Origin of the sequence: Citrobacter sp. KTE151, assembly GCF_000398845.1 — a bacterium.
Classification (GTDB): domain Bacteria; phylum Pseudomonadota; class Gammaproteobacteria; order Enterobacterales; family Enterobacteriaceae; genus Citrobacter; species Citrobacter braakii.
Genome location: NZ_KB976065.1, coordinates 761,728 through 787,491, shown reverse-complemented (window position 1 = coordinate 787,491; position 25,764 = coordinate 761,728). Strand labels below are relative to the sequence as shown.

At 50.2% G+C, this 25,764-nt stretch carries 23 protein-coding genes and 1 other RNA gene; 10 read left to right on the top strand and 14 right to left on the bottom strand.

What is annotated here, in order from left to right:
* Positions 1–28 precede the first annotated feature (28 nt).
* Complete coding sequence (locus tag WC7_RS04990) at positions 29–424, bottom strand: YraN family protein (RefSeq protein WP_016154654.1); 396 nt, start codon at positions 422–424, stop codon at positions 29–31.
* A complete protein-coding gene (locus tag WC7_RS04995; RefSeq protein WP_016154653.1) occupies positions 382–2,433 on the bottom strand; it encodes a penicillin-binding protein activator in 2,052 nt (683 codons plus the stop codon). Before WC7_RS04995 ends, WC7_RS04990 begins: the two co-directional genes overlap by 43 nt.
* 63 nt (positions 2,434–2,496) lie before the next feature.
* Here WC7_RS04995 and rsmI point away from each other — a divergent pair, with 63 nt between their 5' ends.
* Complete coding sequence (rsmI, locus tag WC7_RS05000) at positions 2,497–3,360, top strand: 16S rRNA (cytidine(1402)-2'-O)-methyltransferase (protein ID WP_016154652.1); 864 nt, start codon at positions 2,497–2,499, stop codon at positions 3,358–3,360.
* A gap of 2 nt (positions 3,361–3,362) precedes the next feature.
* Entirely contained in the window at positions 3,363–4,364 is a 1,002-nt protein-coding gene (locus tag WC7_RS05005) for a Fic family protein (RefSeq protein ID WP_016154651.1), read from the top strand.
* Here WC7_RS05005 and WC7_RS05010 read toward each other — a convergent pair.
* The 11 genes from WC7_RS05010 to WC7_RS05060 all read right to left on the bottom strand — a co-directional run bounded on the left by WC7_RS05010 (position 4,361) and on the right by WC7_RS05060 (position 14,988).
* On the bottom strand, positions 4,361–5,134 hold the full coding sequence (locus WC7_RS05010) for a DeoR/GlpR family DNA-binding transcription regulator (RefSeq protein ID WP_016154650.1): 774 nt from the start codon (positions 5,132–5,134) through the stop codon (positions 4,361–4,363). The genes WC7_RS05005 and WC7_RS05010 overlap by 4 nt on opposite strands.
* A 111-nt stretch (positions 5,135–5,245) precedes the next feature.
* Positions 5,246–6,289 carry a galactitol-1-phosphate 5-dehydrogenase gene (gene gatD, locus WC7_RS05015; RefSeq protein ID WP_016154649.1) on the bottom strand — a complete coding sequence of 348 codons (1,044 nt, stop codon included), beginning with the start codon at positions 6,287–6,289 and terminating at the stop codon, positions 5,246–5,248.
* Between the two features lie 44 nt (positions 6,290–6,333).
* Positions 6,334–7,707 (bottom strand): galactitol-specific PTS transporter subunit IIC, encoded by a 1,374-nt coding sequence (locus WC7_RS05020; RefSeq protein WP_016154648.1) that lies wholly within the window; start codon positions 7,705–7,707, stop codon positions 6,334–6,336.
* A gap of 4 nt (positions 7,708–7,711) precedes the next feature.
* On the bottom strand, positions 7,712–7,996 hold the full coding sequence (gene gatB, locus WC7_RS05025; protein WP_003828616.1) for a PTS galactitol transporter subunit IIB: 285 nt from the start codon (positions 7,994–7,996) through the stop codon (positions 7,712–7,714).
* A 29-nt stretch (positions 7,997–8,025) separates the two neighbouring features.
* Entirely contained in the window at positions 8,026–8,490 is a 465-nt protein-coding gene (gatA, locus tag WC7_RS05030) for a PTS galactitol transporter subunit IIA (RefSeq protein ID WP_016154647.1), read from the bottom strand.
* A 14-nt stretch (positions 8,491–8,504) separates the two neighbouring features.
* Positions 8,505–9,776, bottom strand: coding sequence for a tagatose-bisphosphate aldolase subunit GatZ (gene gatZ, locus WC7_RS05035; protein WP_016154646.1), 1,272 nt, complete (start codon positions 9,774–9,776; stop codon positions 8,505–8,507).
* Positions 9,777–9,908: 132 nt separating this feature from the next.
* Positions 9,909–10,763, bottom strand: coding sequence for a tagatose bisphosphate family class II aldolase (locus WC7_RS05040; RefSeq protein WP_016154645.1), 855 nt, complete (start codon positions 10,761–10,763; stop codon positions 9,909–9,911).
* A gap of 196 nt (positions 10,764–10,959) precedes the next feature.
* A complete protein-coding gene (locus tag WC7_RS05045; protein ID WP_016154643.1) occupies positions 10,960–11,766 on the bottom strand; it encodes an HPr family phosphocarrier protein in 807 nt (268 codons plus the stop codon).
* Positions 11,753–13,183: a PTS fructose transporter subunit IIC gene (locus WC7_RS05050; protein WP_016154642.1), complete on the bottom strand. Its 1,431-nt coding sequence runs from the start codon at positions 13,181–13,183 to the stop codon at positions 11,753–11,755. Before WC7_RS05050 ends, WC7_RS05045 begins: the two co-directional genes overlap by 14 nt.
* 25 nt (positions 13,184–13,208) lie before the next feature.
* Positions 13,209–14,123: a 1-phosphofructokinase gene (gene pfkB / locus WC7_RS05055; RefSeq protein WP_016154641.1), complete on the bottom strand. Its 915-nt coding sequence runs from the start codon at positions 14,121–14,123 to the stop codon at positions 13,209–13,211.
* 10 nt (positions 14,124–14,133) lie between these two features.
* Positions 14,134–14,988, bottom strand: coding sequence for a tagatose bisphosphate family class II aldolase (locus tag WC7_RS05060; RefSeq protein WP_016154640.1), 855 nt, complete (start codon positions 14,986–14,988; stop codon positions 14,134–14,136).
* Positions 14,989–15,327: 339 nt separating this feature from the next.
* Between WC7_RS05060 and WC7_RS05065 the strand changes: the two genes are divergently transcribed.
* The gene (locus tag WC7_RS05065) at positions 15,328–16,161 is read left to right on the top strand and encodes a DeoR/GlpR family DNA-binding transcription regulator (protein ID WP_016154639.1); all 834 of its coding nucleotides are present in this window, start codon (positions 15,328–15,330) and stop codon (positions 16,159–16,161) included.
* 10 nt (positions 16,162–16,171) lie between these two features.
* A complete protein-coding gene (locus WC7_RS05070) occupies positions 16,172–17,110 on the top strand; it encodes a sugar kinase (protein WP_016154638.1) in 939 nt (312 codons plus the stop codon).
* A 48-nt stretch (positions 17,111–17,158) separates the two neighbouring features.
* Here WC7_RS05070 and garD read toward each other — a convergent pair whose 3' ends face one another.
* Positions 17,159–18,730, bottom strand: a complete 1,572-nt coding sequence (gene garD / locus WC7_RS05075; RefSeq protein ID WP_016154637.1) for a galactarate dehydratase — start codon at positions 18,728–18,730, stop codon at positions 17,159–17,161.
* 403 nt (positions 18,731–19,133) lie between these two features.
* Between garD and garP the strand changes: the two genes are divergently transcribed.
* From garP to tdcA, 6 genes are all read left to right on the top strand, one after another.
* The gene (gene garP, locus WC7_RS05080) at positions 19,134–20,468 is read left to right on the top strand and encodes a galactarate/glucarate/glycerate transporter GarP (RefSeq protein WP_016154636.1); all 1,335 of its coding nucleotides are present in this window, start codon (positions 19,134–19,136) and stop codon (positions 20,466–20,468) included.
* Between the two features lie 15 nt (positions 20,469–20,483).
* Entirely contained in the window at positions 20,484–21,254 is a 771-nt protein-coding gene (garL, locus tag WC7_RS05085; RefSeq protein ID WP_005131731.1) for a 2-dehydro-3-deoxyglucarate aldolase, read from the top strand.
* Positions 21,255–21,284: 30 nt separating this feature from the next.
* Complete coding sequence (garR, locus tag WC7_RS05090; RefSeq protein WP_016154635.1) at positions 21,285–22,175, top strand: 2-hydroxy-3-oxopropionate reductase; 891 nt, start codon at positions 21,285–21,287, stop codon at positions 22,173–22,175.
* Positions 22,176–22,240: 65 nt separating this feature from the next.
* Positions 22,241–23,386, top strand: coding sequence for a glycerate 2-kinase (gene garK, locus WC7_RS05095; RefSeq protein WP_032947182.1), 1,146 nt, complete (start codon positions 22,241–22,243; stop codon positions 23,384–23,386).
* Positions 23,387–23,418: 32 nt separating this feature from the next.
* Positions 23,419–23,795: RNase P RNA component class A (rnpB, locus tag WC7_RS24895), an RNA gene on the top strand.
* A gap of 990 nt (positions 23,796–24,785) precedes the next feature.
* Complete coding sequence (gene tdcA, locus WC7_RS05100) at positions 24,786–25,724, top strand: transcriptional regulator TdcA (RefSeq protein WP_003828596.1); 939 nt, start codon at positions 24,786–24,788, stop codon at positions 25,722–25,724.
* Positions 25,725–25,764 lie beyond the last annotated feature (40 nt).

Here is a 25,764-nt window from a genome sequence, read left to right as displayed (position 1 = left end):
CCTTAAGAACCAGGCTCTGAATCTTCAACTATGAGCGGTCGTTGAACGCGTCCTTAAACCACTCAACATCATTTCCGGTGAAGGCTAACACATCGAACCGGCAATCCACAGTATCAAAACTTCCATTGTAGCGCGCAAGCCACAAGCGGGCAGTCTGTAATAATTTGTGTTGTTTGCTCCGGGTCACACTCGCCGCTGCACCGCCAAACTGGGCTGAGCGCCGATAGCGAACCTCAACAAATACGGTGGTGTTGCCTTCACGCATTATCAGGTCGATTTCGCCGCCACGCTCATGCACGTTGGCGGCGATAAAATGCAGTCCCTTGCTCTGCAGCCAGTCACGCGCGGTGGATTCCCACGCGTCACCGGTCTGTTTACTCGTTAACTGGCGGGGACGACTTGTCCTTGCTGGTATTTGAGCCATGATAACTTCCTGTTAATCACACAATCCTGCGTTGCGGTTAAGGCTCCGGTGTTGCCGTTAATTTCGAAACCCTGCACCTGACGCATCTGCGAGAAGTGGTTGGCAAGCGACCAGGCATCGACGCCCATCGCGTACATACGTGCCAGCGAGTAGTCGTTACGAACCGCGCCCAGCGCCTGCTGCATGAGAGGGGCGTTAGCGCCTGCCAGCATCGGAATTTCGCTGTACTGCAAGCCTTCCATCTCCAGACGGAAATCCGGGCCGGCAGTTCCCTGCGCGCTACGGGAGCTGGCGTACAGCGTGGCACCGCTCTGGCTACCGTTGCGCATGGCGATCATCGGCTTTATAAATGCAATTTCTTCCGGCGTTGCCAGAATATATACGGCATCAACACGACCGCTGCCGCCGGTGATTTGCGCATCGGTAGGTGCTGCCGGGATGGTCAGACCGCCAATCGTCACGCCAGGCTGCGCGGGTACAGAAGAGGCGACCGGGCTGCCCGTCAGGGAGATCCCCGAGCCGCCGTTGACGCCCATTTTCAGCTCAGCGGTGGAGCCGAACTTCTGCTGCAGCACCACGCCGCCACCCAGTTTTTGCCACTCCTGTGCAAAGGCGTTGGCAACGCGATCGCCTAACGAACTCCGCGGGATCAACAACAGCGGCGTCTGTTTTCCTTGAGCGCGAATGTGGCGTGCTGCGTCGCGCGCTTCATCTTCTGGCGACAGAGCGAAGTAGCAGACGTTCGGCAGGTTTTTCACCGACTCCGGCTGATTAAGCGCCAGGACGTTTAATGGCGTGTTGCTTTTCATCAGCTCTTCAACATTGTTCTTCAACAGTGGGCCAACCACGATGCTGGCGCCATCCTGCTGAACCTGAGTCAGGATCTGATTCAGTGGCTGTGATGACGTGTCGTAGATTTTCAGCTCCGCGGACGGATTCGCTGGTGCGCTGGCGGTTGTTGGCTGCGCAGGCGCTGTTGGCTGTGAGGCTGTAGCTTCTGGCTGTGCTGGCGTCTCGTTGGTCAGATCGCTTACTGACGCCTGAGCCGGGCTGGCAACACCGTCAGTCGTTTGCGGCTGTTCCGTGGTCGTCGCAGCCGCTGTATCCGCAGCAGGCGCGGCAACAGCAGGGTCCGCTACGGGTTGAGTACCCATATTTTTCGCAGCTTCAAAGCCTTGCTGAATAGTACGGCCAAATACAGCGGCCTGACCGTTCAGCGGTAGCAGCAGAGCAATTTTGCTGGTGGAAGCAGGTTTAAAGCTCTGCACGTTAACCAACTGCGTTGGCAACAGTTTTGCCCCCGGGTTTTGTGGATAACGTTTCTGCCAGTCAGCAATACCGGCTTTCATCATGTCTGGATCGTTACGGTTATCGAACCAGACGCGCTGGAGATCCAACCAGCCTTGCAGCACGTTTTCATCCGCATTGATGACCAGCGTCTGCGCTTGCTCCTGGGTCATGGATGACAGCGCCTGCCAGGTGGCATCCATGTTTTTCTGCTTAGCGTTCGCGGCCAGCAGCGGTTCCTGGGCGATCAGGGCGCGCAGTAAAGTCAGCGATGGACGACCCTGGTTGACGTCGATTTGCGCCTGCCAGTATCTCGCCTGCTGGTTTTGATCAAAATCGGCGGGGGTTAGCTTATCCAGCAGGGCCTGTGCGCCAGCGACATCTTTCTGCGCGAGCTTAATTTCGACGGCCAGCAGTGACTGCTCACGACGCTGGGTATCGCTTAGCTTCTGTGGTAGCTGTTTGAACAGCTCGAAAGCCTGCTGGCTCTTGCCTTCTTTCAGCAGTGCACGAATGGCGAGTAATTGCCAGTTGGTCTTGCTATCATCTGAGCTTTGCTGCATTTGTTGCAGATAAAAGCCGGAATCAGCCTGCGCAGTGCCCTGCATATGGGCTGCACTCTGGTCTGGCGCCTGGGTGCCACAGCCTGCGAAAATCAGTGCAGCCAGAATGACTGGTAGCGCGCGTGCGGCTTTCAAACGAGAAAATGTTGAGGGTACCATACTGTATCCAGTGATATTTTTTTACTCAATGCTCAATATTAAATCGGCAATACGGACGACACAATGAAACAACACGAATCGGCGGATAATTCTCAAGGCCAACTCTTTATTGTACCTACTCCTATAGGAAATTTGGCTGATATTACCCAACGAGCGCTCGAAGTTTTACAAGCCGTTGATTTGATTGCCGCTGAAGACACTCGTCATACAGGACTCTTGTTACAACACTTCGCGATTAACGCGCGTTTGTTCGCTTTACATGATCACAACGAGCAACAAAAGGCCGAAACGCTGGTGGCGAAGCTTAAAGAAGGGCAAAACATTGCGCTGGTTTCCGATGCCGGAACGCCGCTGATTAACGATCCTGGCTACCATCTGGTACGGACCTGTCGCGAAGCAGGGATCCGCGTTGTTCCCCTGCCAGGCCCTTGCGCGGCGATTGCTGCCCTGAGCGCTGCAGGTCTGCCTTCAGACCGCTTTTGCTATGAAGGTTTTCTGCCTGCCAAATCGAAAGGGCGTCGTGATGCGATGAAAGCCATTGAGGCTGAACCGCGTACGCTTATTTTTTATGAATCCACCCACCGTTTGCTGGATAGCCTGGAAGACATGGTTGCCGTCTGGGGCGAATCCCGCTACGTGGTGTTGGCGCGTGAGTTGACCAAAACCTGGGAAACTATTCACGGTGCGCCGGTCGGCGAACTGCTGGCGTGGGTCAAGGAAGATGAAAATCGTCGTAAAGGCGAAATGGTGCTGATTGTCGAAGGACACAAAGCGCAAGAAGACGACCTTCCGGCTGATGCGCTGCGTACGTTGGCCTTATTGCAGGCAGAGCTGCCGCTGAAAAAGGCCGCCGCACTGGCCGCTGAGATCCACGGCGTGAAGAAGAATGCGCTGTATAAGTACGCGCTGGAACAGCAGGGGGAGTAACAGTGAGCACCTACCAACCACCTTTCGTCATCACTCCATTGATCCTCAATCAAGTCATTGAAATTGGGGAGTTGATGGGAAATTGGGCGGCGATGGCTGGTAGGGCATCTCCTCTTTTGCGCAAAGAGAATCGTATTCGCACTATTCAGGCCTCTTTAGCGATTGAGCATAATTCGTTGACTACGGAACAAGTCACCGCTCTGATGGAGGGGAAACGTATTCTGGCTCCTGCTAAAGATATACAGGAAGTCAGAAATGCGATTCTGGCCTATGAAAAAATGTCAGAGTGGAAAAGTGAAAGACTCTCCGATCTTTTACAGGCACATCAAATCCTGATGATGGGGCTTGTCGATAACCCGGGTCAATTGCGATCCGGCAATGTCGGTGTTTACAGGGAGAAACAGCTTATCCATATGGCCCCACCGGCGTCACAAGTTCTTCGATTGATGAATGACCTACTGGGCTGGTTAAAAACGACAGAGCTCCACCCACTGATTGCTGGTGCTATTTTCCATTATGAATTTGAATTCATTCATCCTTTTGCCGACGGTAATGGACGGATGGGCCGGTTGTGGCAGACATTAATCCTCCGTGAGTGGCGATCGGAATTGGCGTGGTTACCAGTAGAGACACTGATCCACTACCAACAGGATCGTTACTACCTGGTGTTAGGGCTGTGCGATCGGCAAAGTAGCTGCACGCCATTTATAGAATTTATCCTTGAAAACATCATCTCTGCTTTGCAAGAGGGATTGGGGAAATCACCAGCCCTGTCGGAAGAAATGTCGGAAGAAATGTCGGAAGAAATGTCGCCTGATTTACTGGATATTGAAAAACGCATACTACAAATCTTGTCGAATCAGCCAGGCAGATCCGCCAAAAGTATCGCTGATGAGTGTGAAATCTCAGCCCGAACTGTAGAACGCTATCTGAAAGCGTTGCAGCTAAAAGGCAAACTGCAACGCGTTGGCGCGACGAAAGGGGGGCTATGGAGGGTAATTTAAACGACCAGCAGTTCAACCCCTGTTTGGGCCAGCGCTGATTTATCCTGTTTGCTGATACTGTCGTCGGTTATTACGCAGTTAATCTTCTCCATTGGAAGTACCTGATTAAAACCTCGTCGGTTAAATTTTGTTGCATCCAGTACGGCAATAACCTTATGTGCCGCAGCAGCCATCACGCTACTAATCGAATAGCCTTCGTTGAATGTCGTTATACCATTAGTGGCATCAATCCCGTCGGCGCCAACGAACATCAGGTCTGCGCTTATCCCTTGAAGGGAACGTTCAGCGATAGTGCCATGCATTGAATGAGTTTTGTGACGCACCGTGCCGCCGCAGACGACCAGCGTAATGTCTTTGTTTTCCGATAACGTAAACGCAGCGGGCAGGCTATTGGTAATAACTGTGATATTACTTTTTCGGTTTAGCGCCTCAGCGATCAGTAAGGTCGTGCTTCCGCTATCCAGAATCACGGTCATTCCTTCCTCGACCATTGCCGTTGCAGCCTGAGCGATCCGCTTTTTGGGATCGCTGGCAAGCTGATACCGATCTTCTAATAATACTTCCTGATTGTCACCTTCAGCCAGATGGCTTCCTGGTTTTGCCGCACCGCCATGAAAACGGGTGACCAGACCCTTCTCTTCTAATAACCGCAGGTCGGCGCGAATGGTTACTTCAGAAATACCAAAGGTATTCGAAAGATCCATTACCAGTACGCTACCTTGCGTATTAATCAGGTCGACAATTTTATTCCTTCTCTCAAATGAGTTCATATTGATTTGCCTGATAATTTGACTGCCACTAGTTTAATCGAAGGATTGCGAAAGGTGAACGCTAAATTTCGAAAGTAAATGTGAGCCAGCGCAGGTTGCTGGCTCGTTGGGTCAGGAGAGTTTGAGCAGAATTTTCCCCTGCATCGGCGCGCCATTGAGTGACTTGACTGCGCTGGCAAAGCTGTCGGCATCACCACTGTGGGCAATTAACGGCTCAAGCTGTAAGCGTTTCTCCGTGAGTAAACGGGCAGCGGTTTCCCACTCTTCTCCAGGCCATGGGCTGGAATAGTTCATCCAACTGCCAAGGATGGTTAACTCTTTACGCAATATTTGCCCAAAAACACCTGAAGCTAGCGCCAGATCGTGATGCAGCGTACCGACTAATGCCAGTTGAGCGCGAGGTCCGGCAATTTCGATCGACAGAGTAACAGTTTGTGGGGTTCCCGCAGTCTCCAGGATGAGTTGGTCAAATTGAATGTTCTCCAGACCGGAGTGGATCTCGGTCGCACTCATCTCCCGACTGTTAAACACATAGGTTGCCCCCAGTTCTTTTGCTAACGCCAGCTTCTGCGGGTTGATATCAATCGCCGTGATGCTTTTTGCGCCGAGTTCGCGAGCACATTGCATTGCCAGTAAACCGATAGTACCTGCACCAACGATGATCACGTTTTTGCCTTCGCATCCCTGAGCGAGGTGAAAAGCATGCAGGCCAACGGTAATGGGCTCAATGAATGCGCCATCATCAATCGGCATTTCTGAAGGCAGGCGGAACAGGTTGGCGCGTTTTACCACCACATATTCTGCATTGCCGCCTTCGCTGCGCGATCCGACAAACTGATATTGCTTACACAATGAGAAATATCCACGCTCGCACTGAGGACAGTGGAAGCAGGGGAGCAGCGGTACGCAGGCAACGGCATCTCCGGGTTGTAGATCGGTTACGCCCGCGCCGTAAGACTCAACATAGCCACTGAACTCATGCCCAAGTGTGATTGGATAATAGTGAGCGCCATGATTGAAGACTCGGGGAATATCTGAGCCGCAAAGCCCTGAACTGACCACCTTGACCAGTACATCTTCATCAGTTTGTAGTTGTGGTATGGGACGTTCTTCAACGCGTACGTCGCCCTCAGCGTGAATAACCACTGATTTCATAAGTGTCTCCAGAAAAGTGAAGGGGAGCAAATGCTCCCCAGAAATTAAGATGCGGTCTGGCTTTCTGTTATGGCTGCCGCTTTTTCAGCCGCCACGAAATTACGCGCCCGACGCCAGGTCAGCAGTACACCCAACAGGTAAATAGCACCGATAATGATGAAACCCACCACGTTCTGCCAGGTGAAGAGCTGGATTAGCAGCCAGGTGATTGGGGAACCGCCCTGGTCCATTGAAGCCACCATGCCACCAGCTTTCAATGCGCCCGCATTGGCGGCTAGCTGGGTATGTAAACCAATGGTTTGCGTGGCTATCCAAAGGGTGATACCCATGATGATGACGCCGGAGATCAGCGTGCGGAAAAGGTTTCCCTGATGAACGGCTACCGCCATGGCGACAAAGAAACCAATGGTCGCGAGATCGCCGAATGGCAGAACCTGGTTTCCTGGTACCAGAACGGCAATCAGAATGGTCAGCGGGATAAAGATAAGACTGGCGGAAACCACTGACGTATGGCCGAGCAGTAGCGCAGGATCCAGACCAATCAAGAACTCTTGGCCACCAAATTTTGCCTGCAGGCGCTTGCGAGCATGCTTTGCAATGGGAGTGAGTCCATCCATAATCGGTTTAATGACGCGCGGCATGAGCAACATAACGGCAGCTGTTTTCACCGCCAGTTGGAGCACAGCTTTAACGTCATACCCTGCCAGCATGCCGATCACTAACCCCATCACAAAACCGACGGTGACGGGTTCTCCGAAGGGGCCGAAGCGTTTTTGTACATCATCCGCACTGAAATGAATCCGGTTCAGACCTGGGATTTTTTCAATGATCGTATCAACCAGGACCGCTATCGGGCCCAGATATGCCGAGGAACCATGTGGAATGGCGATGCCTTCCAGGCCAAAAAAGTCGCGCGTGTCTTTGGCAAACCAGTCGCCCAGTTTGTAGACGAAGGCGGCATGAACAACCACACCGAGGATGCCCAACCAGTATGAACCGGTCGCCAGATGCAACATGGCGCCGGTAAACGTCATATGCCAGATATTCCAGATGTCGACATTCACCACACGGGTCATGCGGGTAACCAGCATCAGGATATTCACCCCAATGGCGACAGGAATCGCAATTAACGCAATTTGCGAAGCCCAGGTCATCGGTGATGAACCAGGCCAGCCGACATCGATGACGTGCAGGTTGATTTGAAACTGTTCTGCCATTGCTTTTGCGGCAGGTCCAATAGAGTCCAGCATCAGGCCGATTACCAGGCCGATGCCGACAAACCCAATCCCGATATGCAGACCAGATTTAAAACAATCCCCGAGCTTCATTCCCAGCAATTTTGAGAAGATGATGATCACTAACGGCAGCATAACCGTTGGACCTAAATCGAGGATATAACGCATTATTTCGCTAAACATGGCGTTACCCCACGAGGATGGTCAGGATTTTTTGCTGCAATGCTTCGATACCCACGCCAGAGACAAAAGGCATGCCGTGAACCACCGGGATATCGCCAAATGTACGGTCAACGCGAGCCGTGGTACAAATGAGGTCTGCGCCGTCCATATAGGTTTCGATTTCTGTTACACGACACTGAACCAGGTCGAGTTGAATATTGTTGGCTTCACAGAGTTCTTTTATTTCTTCCGCAGCCATTGTTGAAGTTGCTACAGCACCGCCACAGGCCACAATTACTTTACGTTTCATAGGGTATTCCTTTTATTATCAGTTTGTTATCAAATCTGAGCGCAGAGCTCAGACTCAAGGATTTTTTCCCGAAAGAGCATTGCCAGTTCTGCATCGGGCGCATTCAGTAATGCTTCAATGGTGTTCGGGTTTTGTAGCTCACTAAACAGACGACGCAGGAGCTTCAGTTGTGCCGTCGGGTTCTCAACGATTAAGGCGATAATTAAAGAGACGGCGATCTCTTCATCATCATCCGCTTGTTGAAAGTTGACCGGTGTATCCGGGCGAATCAGATAGATAGCAGGAGATTTAGCATGAACAGCTTCACAATGTGGAATCGCAACGGCATGACGTTCCAGCGCTATTCCAGTTGGAAAGGTTGCTTCACGCTCAATCAGGGCCTGCGGGTAGCTTTCGTGCACGACCCCTTTGGTCAGCATCTCCTCCCCAATATGTGTCAGCGCATGCTGACACGAGCTAAAGTTAATTCCTGTTCGGACAAAAAGTTGGCTCATATATTCTCCTGATTTCAGGCAAGTGCTGGTGCGCAACCAAAGCGATAGGCGCGCAGAACGTCCTGAATTTTGTCGATAATCAGATTGTGTGGCGTCGCGGTTAACGTTCCTTCAGACAGACGCTCAAATTGCACGGGCATAAATTGGCTAATTAGCCCCAGTGGTAAAGCGACGTCATTAAGATTGGTTATTAATTTCTCTACGCTTTGACGAATGCGGGGATGCGGCCAGTAGTAACGAATACGGTCGGAGAGACTGAAGTGAATATCAACCATCGCCTGACTCCAGGTTGGGCGATAGTATTTTTTCCAGTAGTCCGGTTCATTCAACATAACTTCGTCAATCACTTCCAATACCCGGCTTCTTTGCTCCGGAGATACCAGTTCATTTTCCATTTGCGCAAGGGCAAAAATAGCTTCACGCAGAGCGAAGGTGAGTGCTGGACCTACTTTCAAAATCGCATAGTGATCGCGTACCAGCGCACGGTATGCCTGGCGGGTTTGATAATCGGTAGAATGCGCTTCGTAGACCATTGGGGTCTCTTTGATCCAGGCGGAAAGCGCTTTTGCAGCTTGTGGCTGATAGTGAATAATTTGAGTGTGATCGAATTCGACGCCGGGCTGGACCACAATGGCGATTACGCGCGTTAACGCTTCTTCAAGCCCTAATGCACTGAAGGCAACCTGATGGGTTTCCAGTGTCCGGGCGGCATCTTCTTCACGTGTGACATGAACGCTACCGATGGTGGTGGCTTCTCCACCTGGTACGGGAACTTCTGTGCCAATCACGTAAGTCAGTTGGCGTTTCTGTTCTTCGGTTGCCGTTGATTCTGCTGCCTGGCAAAGTATGGCTGCTCGCTGAGCAACAACCATCGGGTCTAGCGGTGTCGGATCGTCAGCGCAGGACATTGAAGCATCAAGATGGATTTTGCTGAATCCTGCGGCGACGTAAGCTTTAATCAAGGCTACGGATTTCTCCATCGCTTCTGCCGCTACTTCATTTTGCCAGCAGTTAGGGCCGAGGTGATCGCCCCCCAGGATCAGTCTTTCTCGAGGGAAGCCAATTTCTTGTGCGATGCCATAGACAAAATCACGGAAATCGGCGGGTTTCATCCCAGTATAGCCACCAAACTGATTAACCTGATTAGACGTAGCTTCGATCAGAACTTTACTGTCCGTATTGAGATCAAAGCGTAATGCGGATTCAATGACCAACGGATGTGCTGAACAAACAGAACAAATACCTAAATGTTCACCTGCTTTATGACGAGAGATTATTTCTTTCACTTCTATCTCCGATATCTTTTGTTTATCTTCATAATATTTTTGGATTGAAGGCAAAGGGTAAAAGCAGCTTTCGTGATCCAGCTTTAAAACAGACCTTTGCCAGAATTCATACAATTCATATTAATCAATTGCTTATAGTTTTCCTTCGCAACCGCAGTCGGCAATGACTTTACGTACCACTTCTTTCATGGCGGCTTTTGCTGGCATCATGTAATGCCGTGGGTCATTCGCATTGGTATGTGTATTCAGATAGGTTTTGAGTGCGCCAGAAAAGGCGATTTTGAGTTCGGTAGCGACGTTGACTTTGCAGATCCCTAAAGAGATGGCGCGCTTAATATCATGTGCTGGCAGGCCGGAAGCGCCATGTAGAACCAGTGGAATATCAACGGACTGACGAATTTCTGTTAGCCGTTCAAAATCCAGTTTAGGTTCAGTGCTATACAGTCCATGAGCTGTGCCAATCGCGACCGCCAGTGAGTCGATACCGGTTTTTTCCACGAACTCCCGAGCCTGTTCTGGGTGGGTATAAAGCGCATCTTTTCCGTCCACGATTAGGTCATCTTCTTGTCCACCCAACCGTCCGAGCTCAGCTTCAACGCTAACGTCATAGCGGTGGCAGTAATCCGTTACGTGTTTAACTAACGCAATGTTGTCGACAAACGGCAGATGGGAACCATCGATCATGACGGAGCGAATACCTGTAGCGACTTTCTCTTCAATATCGGTGGCGCTTTCATGGTGATCGAGATGGATGGCGAGAGGATGGTTCCAGCATCTTGCCAGTTCACTGGCGATTGCAACGATATTACCGACACCGGCATAGCTAAAAGTGCCAGGCGTGCCGGCGACGATCAACGGAGAGCGTAGTTCGGCTGCTGTTTCCACGACAACCTGTAAGGTCTCCAGGTTGTGAATGTTAAACGCCGGTACGGCATAGCCTTCTCGCTGTGCCTTCTTCAGCATCATTTTGCTTGAGATGATAAACATACTTCCTCCGAAGTCTTTCGATTGCTTTCTTCGAAATAAAGTATAGGGTTTCGTAACGTTTTTTTGTGATTTCGATCTGATAAATGAAAGTTTCGAAAGAAAAGGGAGGGTTATGAAAGTTGGTTTGAAAGGCGATTTAGCATTAGGCATCAATCCGCGCCTGAAGAAACCAGACGCGGATAAGGTTAGTCAGACATTAATTAAACAAACGAGATAGCCAACTTCGTTTCTGGCGTGCTGCTTCAGGGGGTGGGGTGACGGGCACTGAGACCATCTCTCCTAATCCTTGTCCAATACGTTGCCCAATCTCATGTAGAGCCCGTTGGGCATCCGCACCTTGCGCAGTGAACCGTATGCGATGACCATTTTTTGCGCCTAACGAGACAACTTTCATCAGATTTTTACCATCTACAGGACCTGTGTTGTTATCAAGGTTTTCAATCGTGACGGCACAATCAAATTGCTTTATAAATTTGACCAGTACAGCACTCGGTCTGGCATGCAGGCCATGCGGGTTATGAATAACGAAGGTGGCCTGTTCACCTGCAATTCTTTCTTCTTGTGGGTTATTGTCAGTATCAGTGCCAGTTAAAATGGTTAAAACTTCGCAGGGTGTTTTCGCCTTTTGTAACGCTTGAGGGACGTTGTCATCACTTAATACGCGGGTCAATTGACGCAGAATCTCAAGATGTTCGTTTGAACGCGCTGCAATACCAGTGACCATATGTGCAATGTTGTCATCCCCCCATGCCACGCCCTGGCGAAAAATGATGACTTTCACGCCAGTATTCAGTACGGCGTGGCGAGTCTCAGGCGTGCCGTGAGGGATGGCAATACCGTTACCGAGGTAAGTGGAGATTTGAGCTTCACGATCCAGCATACCTTGCAGATACTCAGGTGTCGTATTCCCGGCTGCAACCAACTTCTCTGAGACCCGCTGGAGAGCAGTGGCTTTATCGATTTGCTCGTCACTGATGAAAATGTCCTGTTCACAAAGTTGCATTCTGACCCCCTGTCTGAATAGTGGTGTTGTCTGAACCGGCAGACAGTTTGCGATTTAGCCACAATCTCCACGATCCCAGCATAATGGCACCGCATGCGGATCCTGCAAGAATACACAGCACCCAAGCAATGGGTTTGCTGACTAATGGCAGGATCAGGAAACCGCCATGCGGGGCGGGTACCTGAATATGCAGGCTGTAGCTGAGAACGGCGGAGATACTTGACGCGATCATCATCATTGGGATTACACGTAGAGGATCTTTTGCAGCAAACGGGATCGCGCCTTCAGTGATGTGCGTACAGCCAAGAATGTAGTTCACCATCCCGGCAGCGCGTTCTTCTTCGCTAAAACCTCTTGGGAAGAAGGTGGTTGCCAGAGCGATCACCAGCGGAGGAGTTATACAGGCAGCGGAAACCCCCGCCATAAAGAAATCGTTTCCCTGGCCGAGCAGCAGCGTGCCGGTAACGTAGGCAGCTTTGTTGACTGGGCCACCAAAGTCGAACGAGCACATGGCACCGACGACAATTCCAAGCAGAATAGGATTGGCTTCCTGTAATGATGCAAGCCAGTTCATCATACCGTTGTTGATGGCGGCAACGGGTTGTCCGAGTAGCGACATCAGCACACCAATAGCCAGTACGCCAATCAGCGGCATGATGAAAATGGACTTCAGCCCTTCGTACTGACGAGGCAAACCGTCGAGCCGATTTTTTACCCACAGCATCAGATAACCAGCTGCAAACCCGGCAATGATGCCACCGAGAAACCCTGCGCCCGTTGCGTTAGCCAGCAAGCCGCCAACGAAGCCCGCCACCATTCCAGGCCTTCCGGATATAGAGTAAGCGATATACGCAGTAAAGACGGGAACCATGATTGAAAAAGCCTGCTGCCCAATCTTCATTAACATGGCTGCAATGGCATTATATTCCGGTGACTTAGGGTCGGCAGAATAAATTCCCCACAAGAAAGAAATAGCAATCAATATACCGCCGGCGACCACGAATGGCAGCATGTTCGAAACACCACTCATCAGGTGTTTATAAATCTGACGACCTAAAGACTCTTTTTCTGTGTTATTCTGCGAAATAGTTTGGGCTCCTTTTCGAATGGAGGTTTCGCCTTTGAGAATCTTGTTAATCAGTTCAACAGGATGGTGAATGGCTTCTTTTACCGGGACTTCAATAACGGGTAAGCCATTAAATCGATCGGGAGAAACATCTTTATCAGCCGCAATAATCACTCCCGCGATATCAATAAGATCAGTGGGCGTAATAACATTCTCAACGCCGCTAGCACCATTCGTTTCCACTTTTATTTCGACAGACATTTTCTTAGCTGCATGTTTTAAAGCTTCTTCAGCCATAAAAGTATGCGCGATACCGGTAGGGCAGCCGGTAACTGCAATGATCTTTTTCATAAGCAGACCTTTAATTTGTTTTTGTTTACAGCTTTCGGACATGGGTTTGAGAAAGTAATGTATCAATCGCTGCAAGTTGGCCCAGCCCGGCTGAACTTGCTACATCAGCACCCGTTGCGCTGGCAAGCGTCAGAGCATATTCGACTTCACCTGTGGGTAACCAATGGCTTAAGAATGCAGCAAGCGCAGCATCGCCTGCGCAGGCTGAACTCACCAGTTCAATAGTCGGTGCGGAGCAGAACCAGCTATCAATGCCGTTCGAGAAGTACATTCCTTTGGCTCCGAGCGTCAGTAAAACATTCTGCGCGCCGAGAGAGTGTAATTCTGCAAAGGCATTTTTTGCCTGAACATCATTGGTTACGGTTAACCCGAAAATGGCGTTTACCTCTTCGTCGTTTGGCTTGATTAATAATGGATTAAACTCCAGTAATTGACGCAACGATGGATGACTAATATCCAGTACAATCGCAATTTCTTTTTGCCGACAAATCTGCATAATTTCAGCATAAAAGTTACTTTCGATTCCCTGGGGCAAACTGCCACTGATAACTAAATATTCTGCATCAGATAGCCGTGATATTTCATTCAATACTTGCTGCTTACAGTCATCAGGAATATATGAACCAGGATTGACCAGTTTGTACTCCTGTTGACCATCATTAATAAAAATATTAATTCTTGTTGGTTCATTGACCCACGCAGGAAATACGCTAATTTTTTTCTTGCGTAACTCTTCCACAATATAACGGCCAGTAAAACCACCAAAAATGCCAAGTATATGTGCAGGTCGTTGAAAATGTTTTAATACCAGAGCGACGTTGACGCCTTTCCCATTTGGGCAATATTCCGTATGGCGCGTACGGTTAACAATGTCAGGCTGTAAAGGATCGCTAAAGATATTCATATCAATCGCGGTGTTGAGCGTTAACGTGTAGATCACCGGCATTCCCTCACAACTGTCCTTCACAACCGCAGACATGAATCACTTTGCGTACGACTGCTTTCATCGCCTGTTTTGCTGGCTGCATGTAGTGGCGCGGGTCGTTGGCTTTCGGGTTTTGTGCAAAGTACTGTTTTAGCGCATCAGAAAACGCGATTTTTAACTCTGTCGCGACATTAACTTTGCACACGCCCAGGCTAATAGCTTTGCGGATATCGTTTTCTGGCAGGCCGGAGGCACCGTGCAGCACAAGCGGGATATCGACCTGTGCGCGGATCTCTGCCAGGCGGTTAAAGTCGAGCTTGGGTTCTGCGGCGTACAGTCCATGTGCGGTGCCAATAGCGACGGCCAGAGAGTCAATACCGGTCCGCGCAACGAATTCACGCGCCTGTTGTGGGTTGGTGTACAGCGCATCTTTGCTGTCGACGATCAGATCGTCTTCCACGCCGCCCAGACGTCCCAGCTCTGCTTCTGCACTCGTATCGTAGCGATGGCAAAAATCGACCACTTTTTTCACTAGCACTACGTTTTCTTCGAATGGGAAGTGAGAGCCGTCGATCATCACGGAACGGATACCAGCCAGCACTTTGCTTTCAATATCGACCGTTGATTCATGATGATCGAGGTGAATTGCCAGAGGGAGATTGTGCTCGCGAGCCAGATCGCCTGCGATCGCCACGATATTTCCGGTCCCGGCATAGCTGAATGTTCCTGGCGTACCTGCCACGATCAACGGCGAGCGCATTTCTGCTGCGGTTTCGACAACGACCTGCAGGGTTTCCAGGTTATGGATATTAAAAGCTGGTACCGCGTAGCCATCGCGTTGCGCTTTCTGAAGCATATTTTTGCTGGAAATGATGAACATGGGTTTCTCTCTATAGTTTTCTTTCAAAGTTAAAGTTAATTTTGATATTACACCTTCATTTTGAAAGTAATCTAACGATCATTCATGGATCTTATTGTGATCATCTACACAAAACCGTATTAAAATTTATAAAATGAAAGTTATTTATTGACTGTTTGTTTTCTTTTGTAAGTTAATGAGGAAAAGCAGGATACTTCTAATTTATTGATATTACTGAAATGTTTTGAGTTTTTTGCATCTTCGTGAACGACGCGTAATTGACATCACTCAGAGGAAATTTAAAAATGAAAGTTAAAGCGCGGAAGAGACTTCCGACATGTCATATAAAAAGGGTACGTTGTGGCAAAACCATCTACCAGCCTGCTGAAGAGGCGTCTGGACATTGCCGAAATCGTTCGTAAGAACGGTGAAATCAAAGTGGACGACCTGGCAGAAATGTTAGCTGTTTCAGGAGTGACAATCCGTAATGATCTCAATTACCTGGAGCAGCAGGGTTACCTGAAAAGATCTTTTGGCGGGGCGATTTATACCGCACAGCCGGTTAGAGCATCTGTCACTCAGGATATGAGTCTGGTGCAGGAGTGGGACCGTAGCGCAGAGCTTGAGTTGGCTAAGCAGGTGGCTCGCCTGGTTGCTGATGAAGATTCGCTTTTTCTCGGTGCTGGAGTCGTTCCACGTAAAGCGCTCCCTTTTCTTGGCGAATCTCGTGAGCTGCGTCTGGCGTTCAACGATCTCGGCCATGTGGCTACTGCGCGTGATTATATTGACGGTGAGATTGTGTTACTGGGGGGGACTCTGGACCGTAGCGGACAGAGACTGGAAGGCGAAATTGCTATTCAATCGATCCAGCGTTTTCAGCCAACCTGTAGCGTAGTGATGATTGAGCACGTCGGCGAAGATGGCACTCTGAATGTAGCCAGCGAAAGCGCCGCGGGAATACTGGCGGAATCACTCAGGCTCAGCCTGCGATGCGTGGCGGTCATTGCGCAGCGTCCAGATTATGGTGAAGCAAGATATCCTGTCGGTAAGTTGAGCGCACTTAGTGCGGTGGTGACCCCGCAGATTGTTGCTGCCGAGTACCACTCGCGATTTATCGCCGTTGGGTTGACCAACAGCTATACCAACAATGAATGTCTGACCTGGATAAATCCCGCCCTGCATCCGGCAAGGTGAAGGACAACGCATGAAAATGACTATTGCGACACTTGGTGAATTACTCGTCGAATTTTTGGCGAAAAAAGAGAATCAGGGTTTTTCGTCTCCTGGCGAATTTTGGGGACCGTATCCCAGCGGGGCGCCAGCTATCTTTGCCGATCAGGTCGCTAAGCTGGGCTTTCAGTCTTTGCTGTTTAGTTGCGTTGGCAATGATGCCTTTGGGGAGATGAATATCGCCCGGCTGAGACGAGACGGTGTGAACGTTAAGGGTATTTCCGTTCTTCCTCATGCCACCACAGGCAGTGCGTTCGTTAGCTATCGTTCACAGGCACAGCGTGATTTTATCTTCAATTTACCTAACAGCGCCTGTGGGTTGCTGAGCGCTGAACATCTTGATGGAAAATTGCTTGGGCAATGTAACCACTTCCACATAATGGGATCTTCACTATTTTCTTTTCGACTGATTGATGCCGTGCGTAAAGCCATCAGCATTGTTAAAGAGAACGGAGGAACCATTTCGTTCGATCCGAACATTCGCAAAGAGATGCTGAATATTCGCGAGATGTCACAGGCTTTTGAATACATCCTGGATTACACCGATTTCTTCCTGCCAAGTGATGGTGAACTGGACTACTTTGGTTTGAGCAAATCACGCGATGAGCCGCAGATTGTCGAAAACCTGCTTGCTCGGGGAATTAAACATATTGTGATTAAACGCGGTCCTCGCGGTGCCTGCTATTATTCTACGCAGGAGCAGCATCACGTCACCGGCTATCCGGTTGACGTTGTCGATCCCACTGGTGCTGGTGATTGCTTTGGCGCAACATTTGTCAGCCTGTTTCTTGCAGGATACTCGATTCCGGATGCGCTGGCTCATGCCAATGCGGCAGGCTCGTTGGCGATATCGACGCGTGGGCCAATGGAAGGTACGTCAACATTAGCGCAGATCAAGGCGCTGATGGGGTGAAATACCAGATGATGATGACATCGTCTGGTATTTCACTGATTGGAATAATCAGGTCACTGGCGCCGGGTTAAACACCGCCAGTTGGTTATGCAGTCCCCATTGATCCGAGAAGGTTTTCTTACGCCCGCTGGCGACGTCGAGAATAAACTCGAACAGTTTCAGACCCACGTCTTCAATGGTTTCTTCCCCGGTGGCGATGGTGCCTGCGTTGATGTCCATCAGGTCAAACCAACGGTTGGCCAGCTCGGTTCGGGTCGCCATTTTTATCACTGGCACGGCCATCAGGCCGTACGGCGTACCGCGACCGGTGGTGAACACCTGCACGGTGATCCCGGAAGCGACCTGCTGCGTACCGCAGACAAAATCACTGGCGGGTGTAGCCGCGTAAATCAGGCCGCGTTTGGTTGGGCGTTGACCCGGCGACAAGACTTCGACAATCGCGCTCTTGCCAGACTTGGCAATAGAACCCAGCGCTTTTTCCACCACGTTTGCCAGACCGCCTTTCTTGTTGCCAGGAGAAGGGTTGGCGCTGCGATCCGTTTTGCCCATATCAAGGTAGTTATCGTACCAGGCCATCTCTTCGAGCAGGCGTTTACCTACTTCTTCGTTAATCGCACGTGGGGTCAGAAGATGGATGGCATCGCGCACTTCGGTAACCTCAGAGAACATTACGGTGGCGCCGCAGCGTACTAACAGGTCGGAGGCATAACCGACCGCCGGGTTGGCCGTCACGCCGGAAAACGCATCGCTGCCGCCGCACTGCATGCCGACCACCAGTTCTGACGCCGGGCAGGTCTCACGCTGGCGTTGATTGAGTTTTGCCAGATGGCGTTCGGCCACCTGCAAAATATCGGCAACCATCGATTGAAAGCCAACATGTTTTTCATCCTGCAGGCTGACGATGCTGGCGCTGTCGACCGGAATACTTTTCACGTCGTGCGTGCCTTCCAGCAGGCGCTCTGGCTGCAGTTTTTCGCAGCCGAGGCCAATGACCATCACTTCACCGCCAAAGTTCGGGTTTAGCGCAATATTGTGAATGGTACGAATCGGCACGATGGCGGCTGGGGCATTAATTGCCACGCCGCAGCCGTACAGATGATTGAGTCCGACCACGCCGTCAACGTTCGGGTATTTGGGCAGCAGATCGCGCTCAATGATTTTCACCACATAATCCACCACGCCCGCCACGCAGTGCACGCTGGTGGAAATACCGAGCAGATTCTTGGTGCCGACACTACCGTCCGCATTGCGATAACCTTCGAAGGTGTAACCCTCAAGAGGCGGCAGCGGCTCTGGCACTTTGGTTGCCAGCGGCAGCGTCTCCAGCGGCGGGGCCTTGGGTAGCTCAACCATTGATTCATCAATCCAACTGCCGCGTGGGATATCGCGAACGGCATAGCCTATCACTTCGCCATAACGCACGATTTCGCCGCGAACAGGAATATCCAGGAGCGCCACTTTATGTCCCTGAGGAATATGTTCAATGAGTTCCAGTCCGTCTGGAAAACGCGTCCCAGCTTTCAGACCATTGTCATTGACAATTATCGCCACATTATCTGTTTCGTGAACTTTAATATAAAACGCCGTTGGCGATTCTTGTCTGATTTCGATGTCGGCCATTGTCCAGTATTCTCCAACAAGGTGGTGATAATAGTGTGGATATTTATATTTTGAATCTAATTGTAAGTAATAAAGATTCGGTATCGTGAAATAAGAATGTCAGGAGTTTATCGCCAAGAATGTGATGATGATCACTTAAACTCAGCAAGGCCGCCCCACCAGGGGTAGCAATACGTAAATGTGTGCATTAGCGCCCATGCATGTGTGCATATGCCCAAAACATTATTTTAATAACGCATGTTTAATGAGCGCTTGCACAATGATTAACGTTGCGCTGCTGATTATACTAAATCACGGCTTCATAGCGTCTGATAAATTATTATGCGTTCTTATTATCAGTAATTTATCACCAGGAATATCTACCCAATAATAATAAAAATTTAATGTACCCGAGGTAATTAGAATGATTCTGGATACAGTTGTCGAGAAAAAGAAAGGCACGCACACCCGTTACTTAATATTGCTGATAATATTTATCGTTACAGCCGTTAACTATGCGGACCGTGCAACGCTGTCAATTGCCGGCACGGAAGTGGCGAAAGAGTTACAGCTCAGTGCCATCTCAATGGGGTACATTTTCTCCGCTTTCGGCTGGGCTTACCTGTTAATGCAAATCCCCGGTGGCTGGCTGCTGGATAAGTTCGGTTCAAAGAAAGTCTACACCTACAGCCTGTTCTTCTGGTCGCTGTTTACCTTCCTGCAGGGCTTTGTAGACATGTTCCCGCTGGCCTGGGCGGGTATTTCAATGTTCATCATGCGCTTTATGCTGGGCTTCTCGGAAGCGCCGTCCTTCCCGGCGAATGCCCGTATCGTGGCGGCCTGGTTCCCGACGAAAGAGCGCGGTACGGCGTCCGCAATTTTTAACTCAGCACAGTATTTCTCTCTGGCGCTGTTTTCGCCGCTGCTGGGCTGGCTGACCTTCGCCTGGGGCTGGGAACATGTCTTTACCGTGATGGGCGTGATTGGTTTTGTGCTCACCGGACTGTGGGTAAAGTTTATTCATAACCCAACCGATCACCCGCGTATGTCGCAAGAAGAGCTGAAGTTTATCTCTGAAAACGGCGCGGTCGTGGATATGGACCATAAAAAGCCGGGTGATGTGAAGTCAGGCGGTCCTAAATTGCATTATATCAATCAGTTGCTCACTAACCGTATGATGCTCGGCGTGTTCTTCGGACAGTATTTTATCAACACAATTACCTGGTTTTTCCTCACCTGGTTCCCGATTTACCTGGTACAGGAAAAAGGCATGTCGATCCTGAAAGTGGGCCTGGTGGCTTCGATTCCTGCGCTGTGCGGATTTGCCGGTGGCGTACTCGGCGGCGTGTTCTCTGATTATCTGATTAAACGTGGCTTCAGCATCACTCTGGCACGTAAGCTGCCGATTGTGCTCGGAATGCTGCTCGCCTCGACCATTATTCTGTGTAACTACACCGATAACACCACCCTGGTGGTGGCGCTGATGGCGCTGGCGTTCTTCGGTAAAGGCTTCGGGGCGCTGGGATGGCCGGTGATTTCCGATACTGCGCCGAAAGAGATTGTCGGTCTGTGCGGTGGGGTATTTAACGTATTTGGCAATGTGGCTTCCATCGTCACCCCGCTGGTGATTGGGTATCTGGTGAGCGAGCTGCACTCATTTAATGCTGCGCTGATGTTTGTAGGGTGCTCGGCGCTGATGGCAATGGTTTGCTACCTGTTTATTGTCGGTGACATTAAACGTATGGAATTGCAGAAATAAACAAAGGTGTAAGCGATGAATAACACGATTTTTCCGAATAAGTTTAAAGCGGCTCTCGCGGCGCAACAGATTCAGATTGGCTGCTGGTCTGCATTAGCCAGCCCAATCAGTACCGAAGTTTTAGGCCTGGCGGGTTTTGACTGGCTGGTGCTGGACGGCGAACACGCGCCGAACGACATATCGACGTTTATCCCGCAATTGATGGCGCTGAAAGGCAGCGCCAGCGCGCCGGTAGTGCGCGTACCGACCAACGAGCCGGTAATTATCAAACGCCTGCTGGATATCGGATTTTACAACTTCCTGATCCCGTTCGTGGAGACGGAGGAAGAGGCGGTGAACGCCGTGGCGTCGACCCGCTATCCGCCGGAAGGTATTCGCGGCGTGTCCGTATCCCATCGCGCCAATATGTTTGGCACCGTACCGGACTACTTTGCGCAGTCGAATAAGAACATCACCATCATCGTGCAGATCGAAAGTCAGCAGGGCGTTGATAACGTTGACGCAATCGCGGCGACAGAAGGCGTCGACGGGGTCTTCGTCGGCCCGAGCGATCTGGCTGCGGCGTTAGGCCACCTCGGCAATGCGTCACACCCTGATGTGCAGAAAGCTATTCAGCATATTTTTGCCCGCGCGAAAGCACACGGCAAACCAAGCGGCATTCTGGCCCCGGTAGAGGCGGATGCGCGTCGTTATCTGGAGTGGGGCGCGACGTTTGTTGCCGTTGGCAGCGATCTTGGCGTGTTCCGTTCAGCCACGCAAAAATTGGCTGATTCTTTTAAGAAATAACCCCCCTCGACAGTAGAGAGAGATAAAGACATGACAATGAAAGTTGGTTTTATTGGCCTCGGTATTATGGGTAAACCAATGAGTAAAAACCTCCTCAAGGCAGGTTACTCGCTGGTGGTTGCTGACCGTAACCCGGAATCCATTGCGGAAGTGATTGCCGCAGGCGCAGAAACCGCCGCCACGGCGAAAGATATTGCCGAGCAGTGCGATGTGATCATCACCATGCTGCCGAATTCTCCGCATGTGAAAGAAGTGGCGCTGGGAGAGGGCGGCATTATTGAAGGGGCGAAACCGGGGACAGTGCTGATCGACATGAGCTCCATCGCGCCGTTAGCCAGCCGTGAAATCAGCGACGCGCTGAAAGCGAAAGGCGTGGATATGCTGGACGCGCCGGTAAGCGGCGGCGAACCGAAAGCTATCGACGGTACTCTGTCGGTGATGGTTGGCGGTGATAAAGCGATTTTTGACAAATATTACGATCTGATGAAGGCGATGGCAGGTTCCGTGGTACATACCGGTGATATCGGCGCGGGTAACGTCACCAAGCTGGCGAATCAGGTGATTGTGGCGCTGAACATTGCGGCAATGTCCGAAGCGCTGACGCTGGCGACAAAAGCGGGCGTAAACCCGGATCTGGTGTATCAGGCGATCCGTGGTGGGCTGGCGGGAAGCACCGTACTGGATGCGAAAGCGCCGATGGTTATGGACAGAAACTTTAAGCCGGGTTTCCGTATCGACCTGCATATTAAAGATCTGGCGAACGCGCTGGATACCTCTCATGGCGTTGGCGCTCAGTTACCGCTGACTGCTGCAGTCATGGAGATGATGCAGGCGCTACGCGCTGATGGGCTGGGCACCGCCGATCATAGCGCACTCGCATGCTACTACGAAAAACTGGCGAAAGTGGAAGTCACTCGCTAACAAGAAGGGCGCGGATGCGCGCCCTGTATTTCTTGCCTTGCGCGGCACTGTCAGGCTACATAACTATGAAAATCGTAATTGCCCCAGACTCTTATAAAGAAAGCCTTTCTGCCACCGAGGTAGCTCAGGCAATAGAAAAAGGATTTCGGGAAATTTTCCCCGATGCGCAATATGTTTCTGTCCCGGTTGCCGATGGCGGTGAAGGAACGGTCGAAGCCATGATTGCCGCTACGCAGGGGAGTGAACATTCAGCGTGGGTGACAGGGCCGCTGGGCGAAAAAGTGAATGCCTGCTGGGGCATGTCTGGAGATGGTAAAACCGCGTTTATCGAAATGGCGGCAGCCAGCGGTCTGGCGTTAGTTCCTCCTGAAAAGCGTAACCCGTTAGTCACCACGTCGCGCGGCACCGGGGAGTTGATTTTGCAGGCGCTGGATAGCGGTGCGCAGAGCATTATTATTGGTATTGGCGGCAGTGCGACCAACGACGGCGGCGCGGGTATGGTGCAGGCTCTGGGGGCGAAACTCTGCGACGCCAACGGGACAGAGATTGGCAACGGTGGTGGAAGCCTGGAGAGTTTGAACACCATCGATATAACGGGCCTGGATCCGCGCTTAAAAACCTGCTCAATTCGCGTGGCCTGCGATGTGACCAATCCACTTACCGGCGATACTGGCGCTTCGCGCATTTTTGGCCCGCAGAAAGGGGCGACGGAAGAACGCATTATCGAACTGGACCGCAATCTGTCTCACTATGCCGACATCATTAAAAAATCGCTGCGGGTTGATGTGAAAAACGTTCCTGGCTCAGGTGCGGCAGGCGGAATGGGCGCCGCGTTAATGGCTTTTTTAGGTGCGGAGCTGCGCAGTGGTATTGAGATTGTGACCCAGGCGCTAAATCTGGAAGAGCATATTCATGACTGTACGCTGGTGGTGACCGGAGAAGGGCGGATTGACAGCCAGAGCATTCACGGCAAAGTGCCGGTGGGTGTGGCGAATGTCGCGAAGAAGTACCACAAGCCGGTAATTGGTATTGGCGGTAGCCTGACGCGCGATGTGGAGGTGGTGCATCAATATGGTATCGATGCGGTGTTTAGCGTATTAACCACCATCAGCACGCTGGAAGAGGCCTTTCGTGGGGCATTTGATAATATTTATCGCGCTTCAAGAAACATCGCCGCCACGTTGGCGATAGGAATGCGCAGTGCGGGGTGACAATGCCCCGCAAACCCTCTATACTGCGCGCCGAAGCTGACCAGACAGTCGCCGCTTCGTCGTCGTCCTCTTCGGGGGAGACGGGCGGAGGGGAGGAAAGTCCGGGCTCCATAGGGCAGGGTGCCAGGTAACGCCTGGGGGGGAAACCCACGACCAGTGCAACAGAGAGCAAACCGCCGATGGCCCACGCAAGTGGGATCAGGTAAGGGTGAAAGGGTGCGGTAAGAGCGCACCGCGCGGCTGGTAACAGTCCGTGGCACGGTAAACTCCACCCGGAGCAAGGCCAAATAGGGGTTCACAAGGTACGGCCCGTACTGAACCCGGGTAGGCTGCTTGAGCCAGTGAGCGATTGCTGGCCTAGATGAATGACTGTCCACGACAGAACCCGGCTTATCGGTCAGCTTCACCTCTTTATAAAACCCCGCTTCGGCGGGGTTTTTGCTTTGTAGGCAGACTGTCCACGACGCTATACTCAAAAGAACGCGGCTTATCGGTCAGCTTCACCTCTTTATAAAAACCCCGCTTCGGCGAGGTTTTTTGCTTTATAGGCAGACTGTCCACGACGCTATGCTCAAAAGAACGCGGCTTATCGGTCAACTTCACTCTTTATAAAAACCCCGCTTCGGCGAGGTTTTTTGCTTTATAGACCGGATAAGACGTTTACACTGCCATCCGGCAGACGTTTTTCCTGTCGTGTTGTAGTTGGTTCACCACGAATCTGGCCTTTATTTCCCATTCATTTCATCGTTATTTGACCTTTATTTACGCGCTAAACTTCTTTTATCTAAGGGAATGTCTTGCGGGATATTTCATTTTTTGTGATGACTAGCACAAAACGCTGCGCGATACGTTTTTATCGAGAATAATCGAACGCAATCGATCGCCATCACAAAATTACTGGCTGATAAATCGTACAAAACCACTGTTAATGTAATGTTGCATTTGATAGTGCTTTGTGTGTTTTGGTTTAAATATTAATAAATGCAATGTTTCTTTACAAACAAATAAGGCTAAAAAACGTGATGCATAACGTTATTTGACCACTATAAACGATAAAATATAATTATATTTGATAAGTTGCTTATTAAATTTAAGCACTGTTTTGCCTGGTAATTACTCTGTAATTGATTGAAATATAGCCTTTCGTGGTTTTAAGAAATAGCAGGAGAAATGGTGTTGTTATAGCCATAAAAAATCGTTATCCCCCCATCTTTTTTTGATTAAAGTCAGGATAAAGTGAGATCGATATTTCATATCTATATGATTATTAAGTGATTTCAATTTAAATAATAGTCTTACAAAATGTAAGTCAAGGGGATTTGTGAGTGGTAGCACATATCCTCGTTCGCTTAATTTGGTACACTTCCTGCCGTCAACAAAGTAATTAGCGCAGGTCGATATGAATACTATTACACTCCCTAAAACACAGCACTTAGTGGTCTTTCAGGAAGTCATTAGAAGCGGTTCTATCGGCTCAGCTGCAAAAGAATTAGGTTTAACTCAACCGGCTGTCAGCAAAATCATTAATGATGTAGAAGCTTATTTCGGTATTGAGTTAGTCGTACGCAAAAATACTGGTGTGACATTAACTCAGGCAGGTCAGGTTATGCTCTCATGGTCTGAATCTATTACCCGTGAAATGAAGAACATGGTTGATGAGATGAACAGCATGACGAGCAATGCGGTCGTTGATGTGTCGTTTGGCTTTCCTTCACTGATTGCCTTCACCATCATGTCCGGCATGATTAAAAAATTCAAAGAAGTGTTCCCGAAAGCGCAGGTTTCCATGTATGAAGCTCAGCTCTCCTCGTTCTTACCTGCGATTCGTGACGGGCGTCTGGACTTCGCGATCGGTACGCTGAGTGATGAGATGAAACTGCACGATCTGCATGTTGAACCGCTCTTTGAGTCAGACTTCATCCTGGTTGCCAGCAAGTCCCGAACATGCACCGGCATCACCTCGCTGAGCGCGTTGAAAAACGAACAGTGGGTGTTGCCACAAACGAATATGGGGTACTACAGTGAACTTCTAACCACGTTACAAAATAATGGCATCAGCAGTGAAAACATCGTTAAAACAGACTCCGTCGTTACGATTTATAATCTTGTTCTCAATGCTGATTTCTTAACAGTAATTCCCTGCGATATGACCACACCATTTGGCTCAAACCAGTTTATTACTATCCCGGTAGAAGAAACCTTACCCGTCGCGCGTTATGCCGCTGTATGGTCGAAAAATTATCGAATTAAAAAAGCAGCATCTATTTTGGTGGAATTAGCCAAAGAGTATTCATCATATAATTGTCGGAGACGAAGGCAATTAATTGAAATTGATTAAAGATTGAATTTTTTTTAACACAAAATCAACGCCATCTGTC

What these genes read in the sequence shown, in the direction of transcription:
- WC7_RS04990 (WP_016154654.1), bottom strand. Translation starts at nt 424, where the DNA reads ATGGCTCAAATACCAGCAAGGACAAGTCGTCCCCGCCAGTTAACGAGT.
- WC7_RS04995 (WP_016154653.1), bottom strand. Translation starts at nt 2,433, where the DNA reads ATGGTACCCTCAACATTTTCTCGTTTGAAAGCCGCACGCGCGCTACCA.
- rsmI (WP_016154652.1), top strand. Translation starts at nt 2,497, where the DNA reads ATGAAACAACACGAATCGGCGGATAATTCTCAAGGCCAACTCTTTATT.
- WC7_RS05010 (WP_016154650.1), bottom strand. Translation starts at nt 5,134, where the DNA reads ATGAACTCATTTGAGAGAAGGAATAAAATTGTCGACCTGATTAATACG.
- gatD (WP_016154649.1), bottom strand. Translation starts at nt 6,289, where the DNA reads ATGAAATCAGTGGTTATTCACGCTGAGGGCGACGTACGCGTTGAAGAA.
- WC7_RS05020 (WP_016154648.1), bottom strand. Translation starts at nt 7,707, where the DNA reads ATGTTTAGCGAAATAATGCGTTATATCCTCGATTTAGGTCCAACGGTT.
- gatB (WP_003828616.1), bottom strand. Translation starts at nt 7,996, where the DNA reads ATGAAACGTAAAGTAATTGTGGCCTGTGGCGGTGCTGTAGCAACTTCA.
- gatA (WP_016154647.1), bottom strand. Translation starts at nt 8,490, where the DNA reads ATGAGCCAACTTTTTGTCCGAACAGGAATTAACTTTAGCTCGTGTCAG.
- WC7_RS05040 (WP_016154645.1), bottom strand. Translation starts at nt 10,763, where the DNA reads ATGTTTATCATCTCAAGCAAAATGATGCTGAAGAAGGCACAGCGAGAA.
- WC7_RS05045 (WP_016154643.1), bottom strand. Translation starts at nt 11,766, where the DNA reads ATGCAACTTTGTGAACAGGACATTTTCATCAGTGACGAGCAAATCGAT.
- WC7_RS05050 (WP_016154642.1), bottom strand. Translation starts at nt 13,183, where the DNA reads ATGAAAAAGATCATTGCAGTTACCGGCTGCCCTACCGGTATCGCGCAT.
- WC7_RS05060 (WP_016154640.1), bottom strand. Translation starts at nt 14,988, where the DNA reads ATGTTCATCATTTCCAGCAAAAATATGCTTCAGAAAGCGCAACGCGAT.
- WC7_RS05070 (WP_016154638.1), top strand. Translation starts at nt 16,172, where the DNA reads ATGAAAATGACTATTGCGACACTTGGTGAATTACTCGTCGAATTTTTG.
- garD (WP_016154637.1), bottom strand. Translation starts at nt 18,730, where the DNA reads ATGGCCGACATCGAAATCAGACAAGAATCGCCAACGGCGTTTTATATT.
- garP (WP_016154636.1), top strand. Translation starts at nt 19,134, where the DNA reads ATGATTCTGGATACAGTTGTCGAGAAAAAGAAAGGCACGCACACCCGT.
- garL (WP_005131731.1), top strand. Translation starts at nt 20,484, where the DNA reads ATGAATAACACGATTTTTCCGAATAAGTTTAAAGCGGCTCTCGCGGCG.
- garR (WP_016154635.1), top strand. Translation starts at nt 21,285, where the DNA reads ATGACAATGAAAGTTGGTTTTATTGGCCTCGGTATTATGGGTAAACCA.
- garK (WP_032947182.1), top strand. Translation starts at nt 22,241, where the DNA reads ATGAAAATCGTAATTGCCCCAGACTCTTATAAAGAAAGCCTTTCTGCC.
- tdcA (WP_003828596.1), top strand. Translation starts at nt 24,786, where the DNA reads ATGAATACTATTACACTCCCTAAAACACAGCACTTAGTGGTCTTTCAG.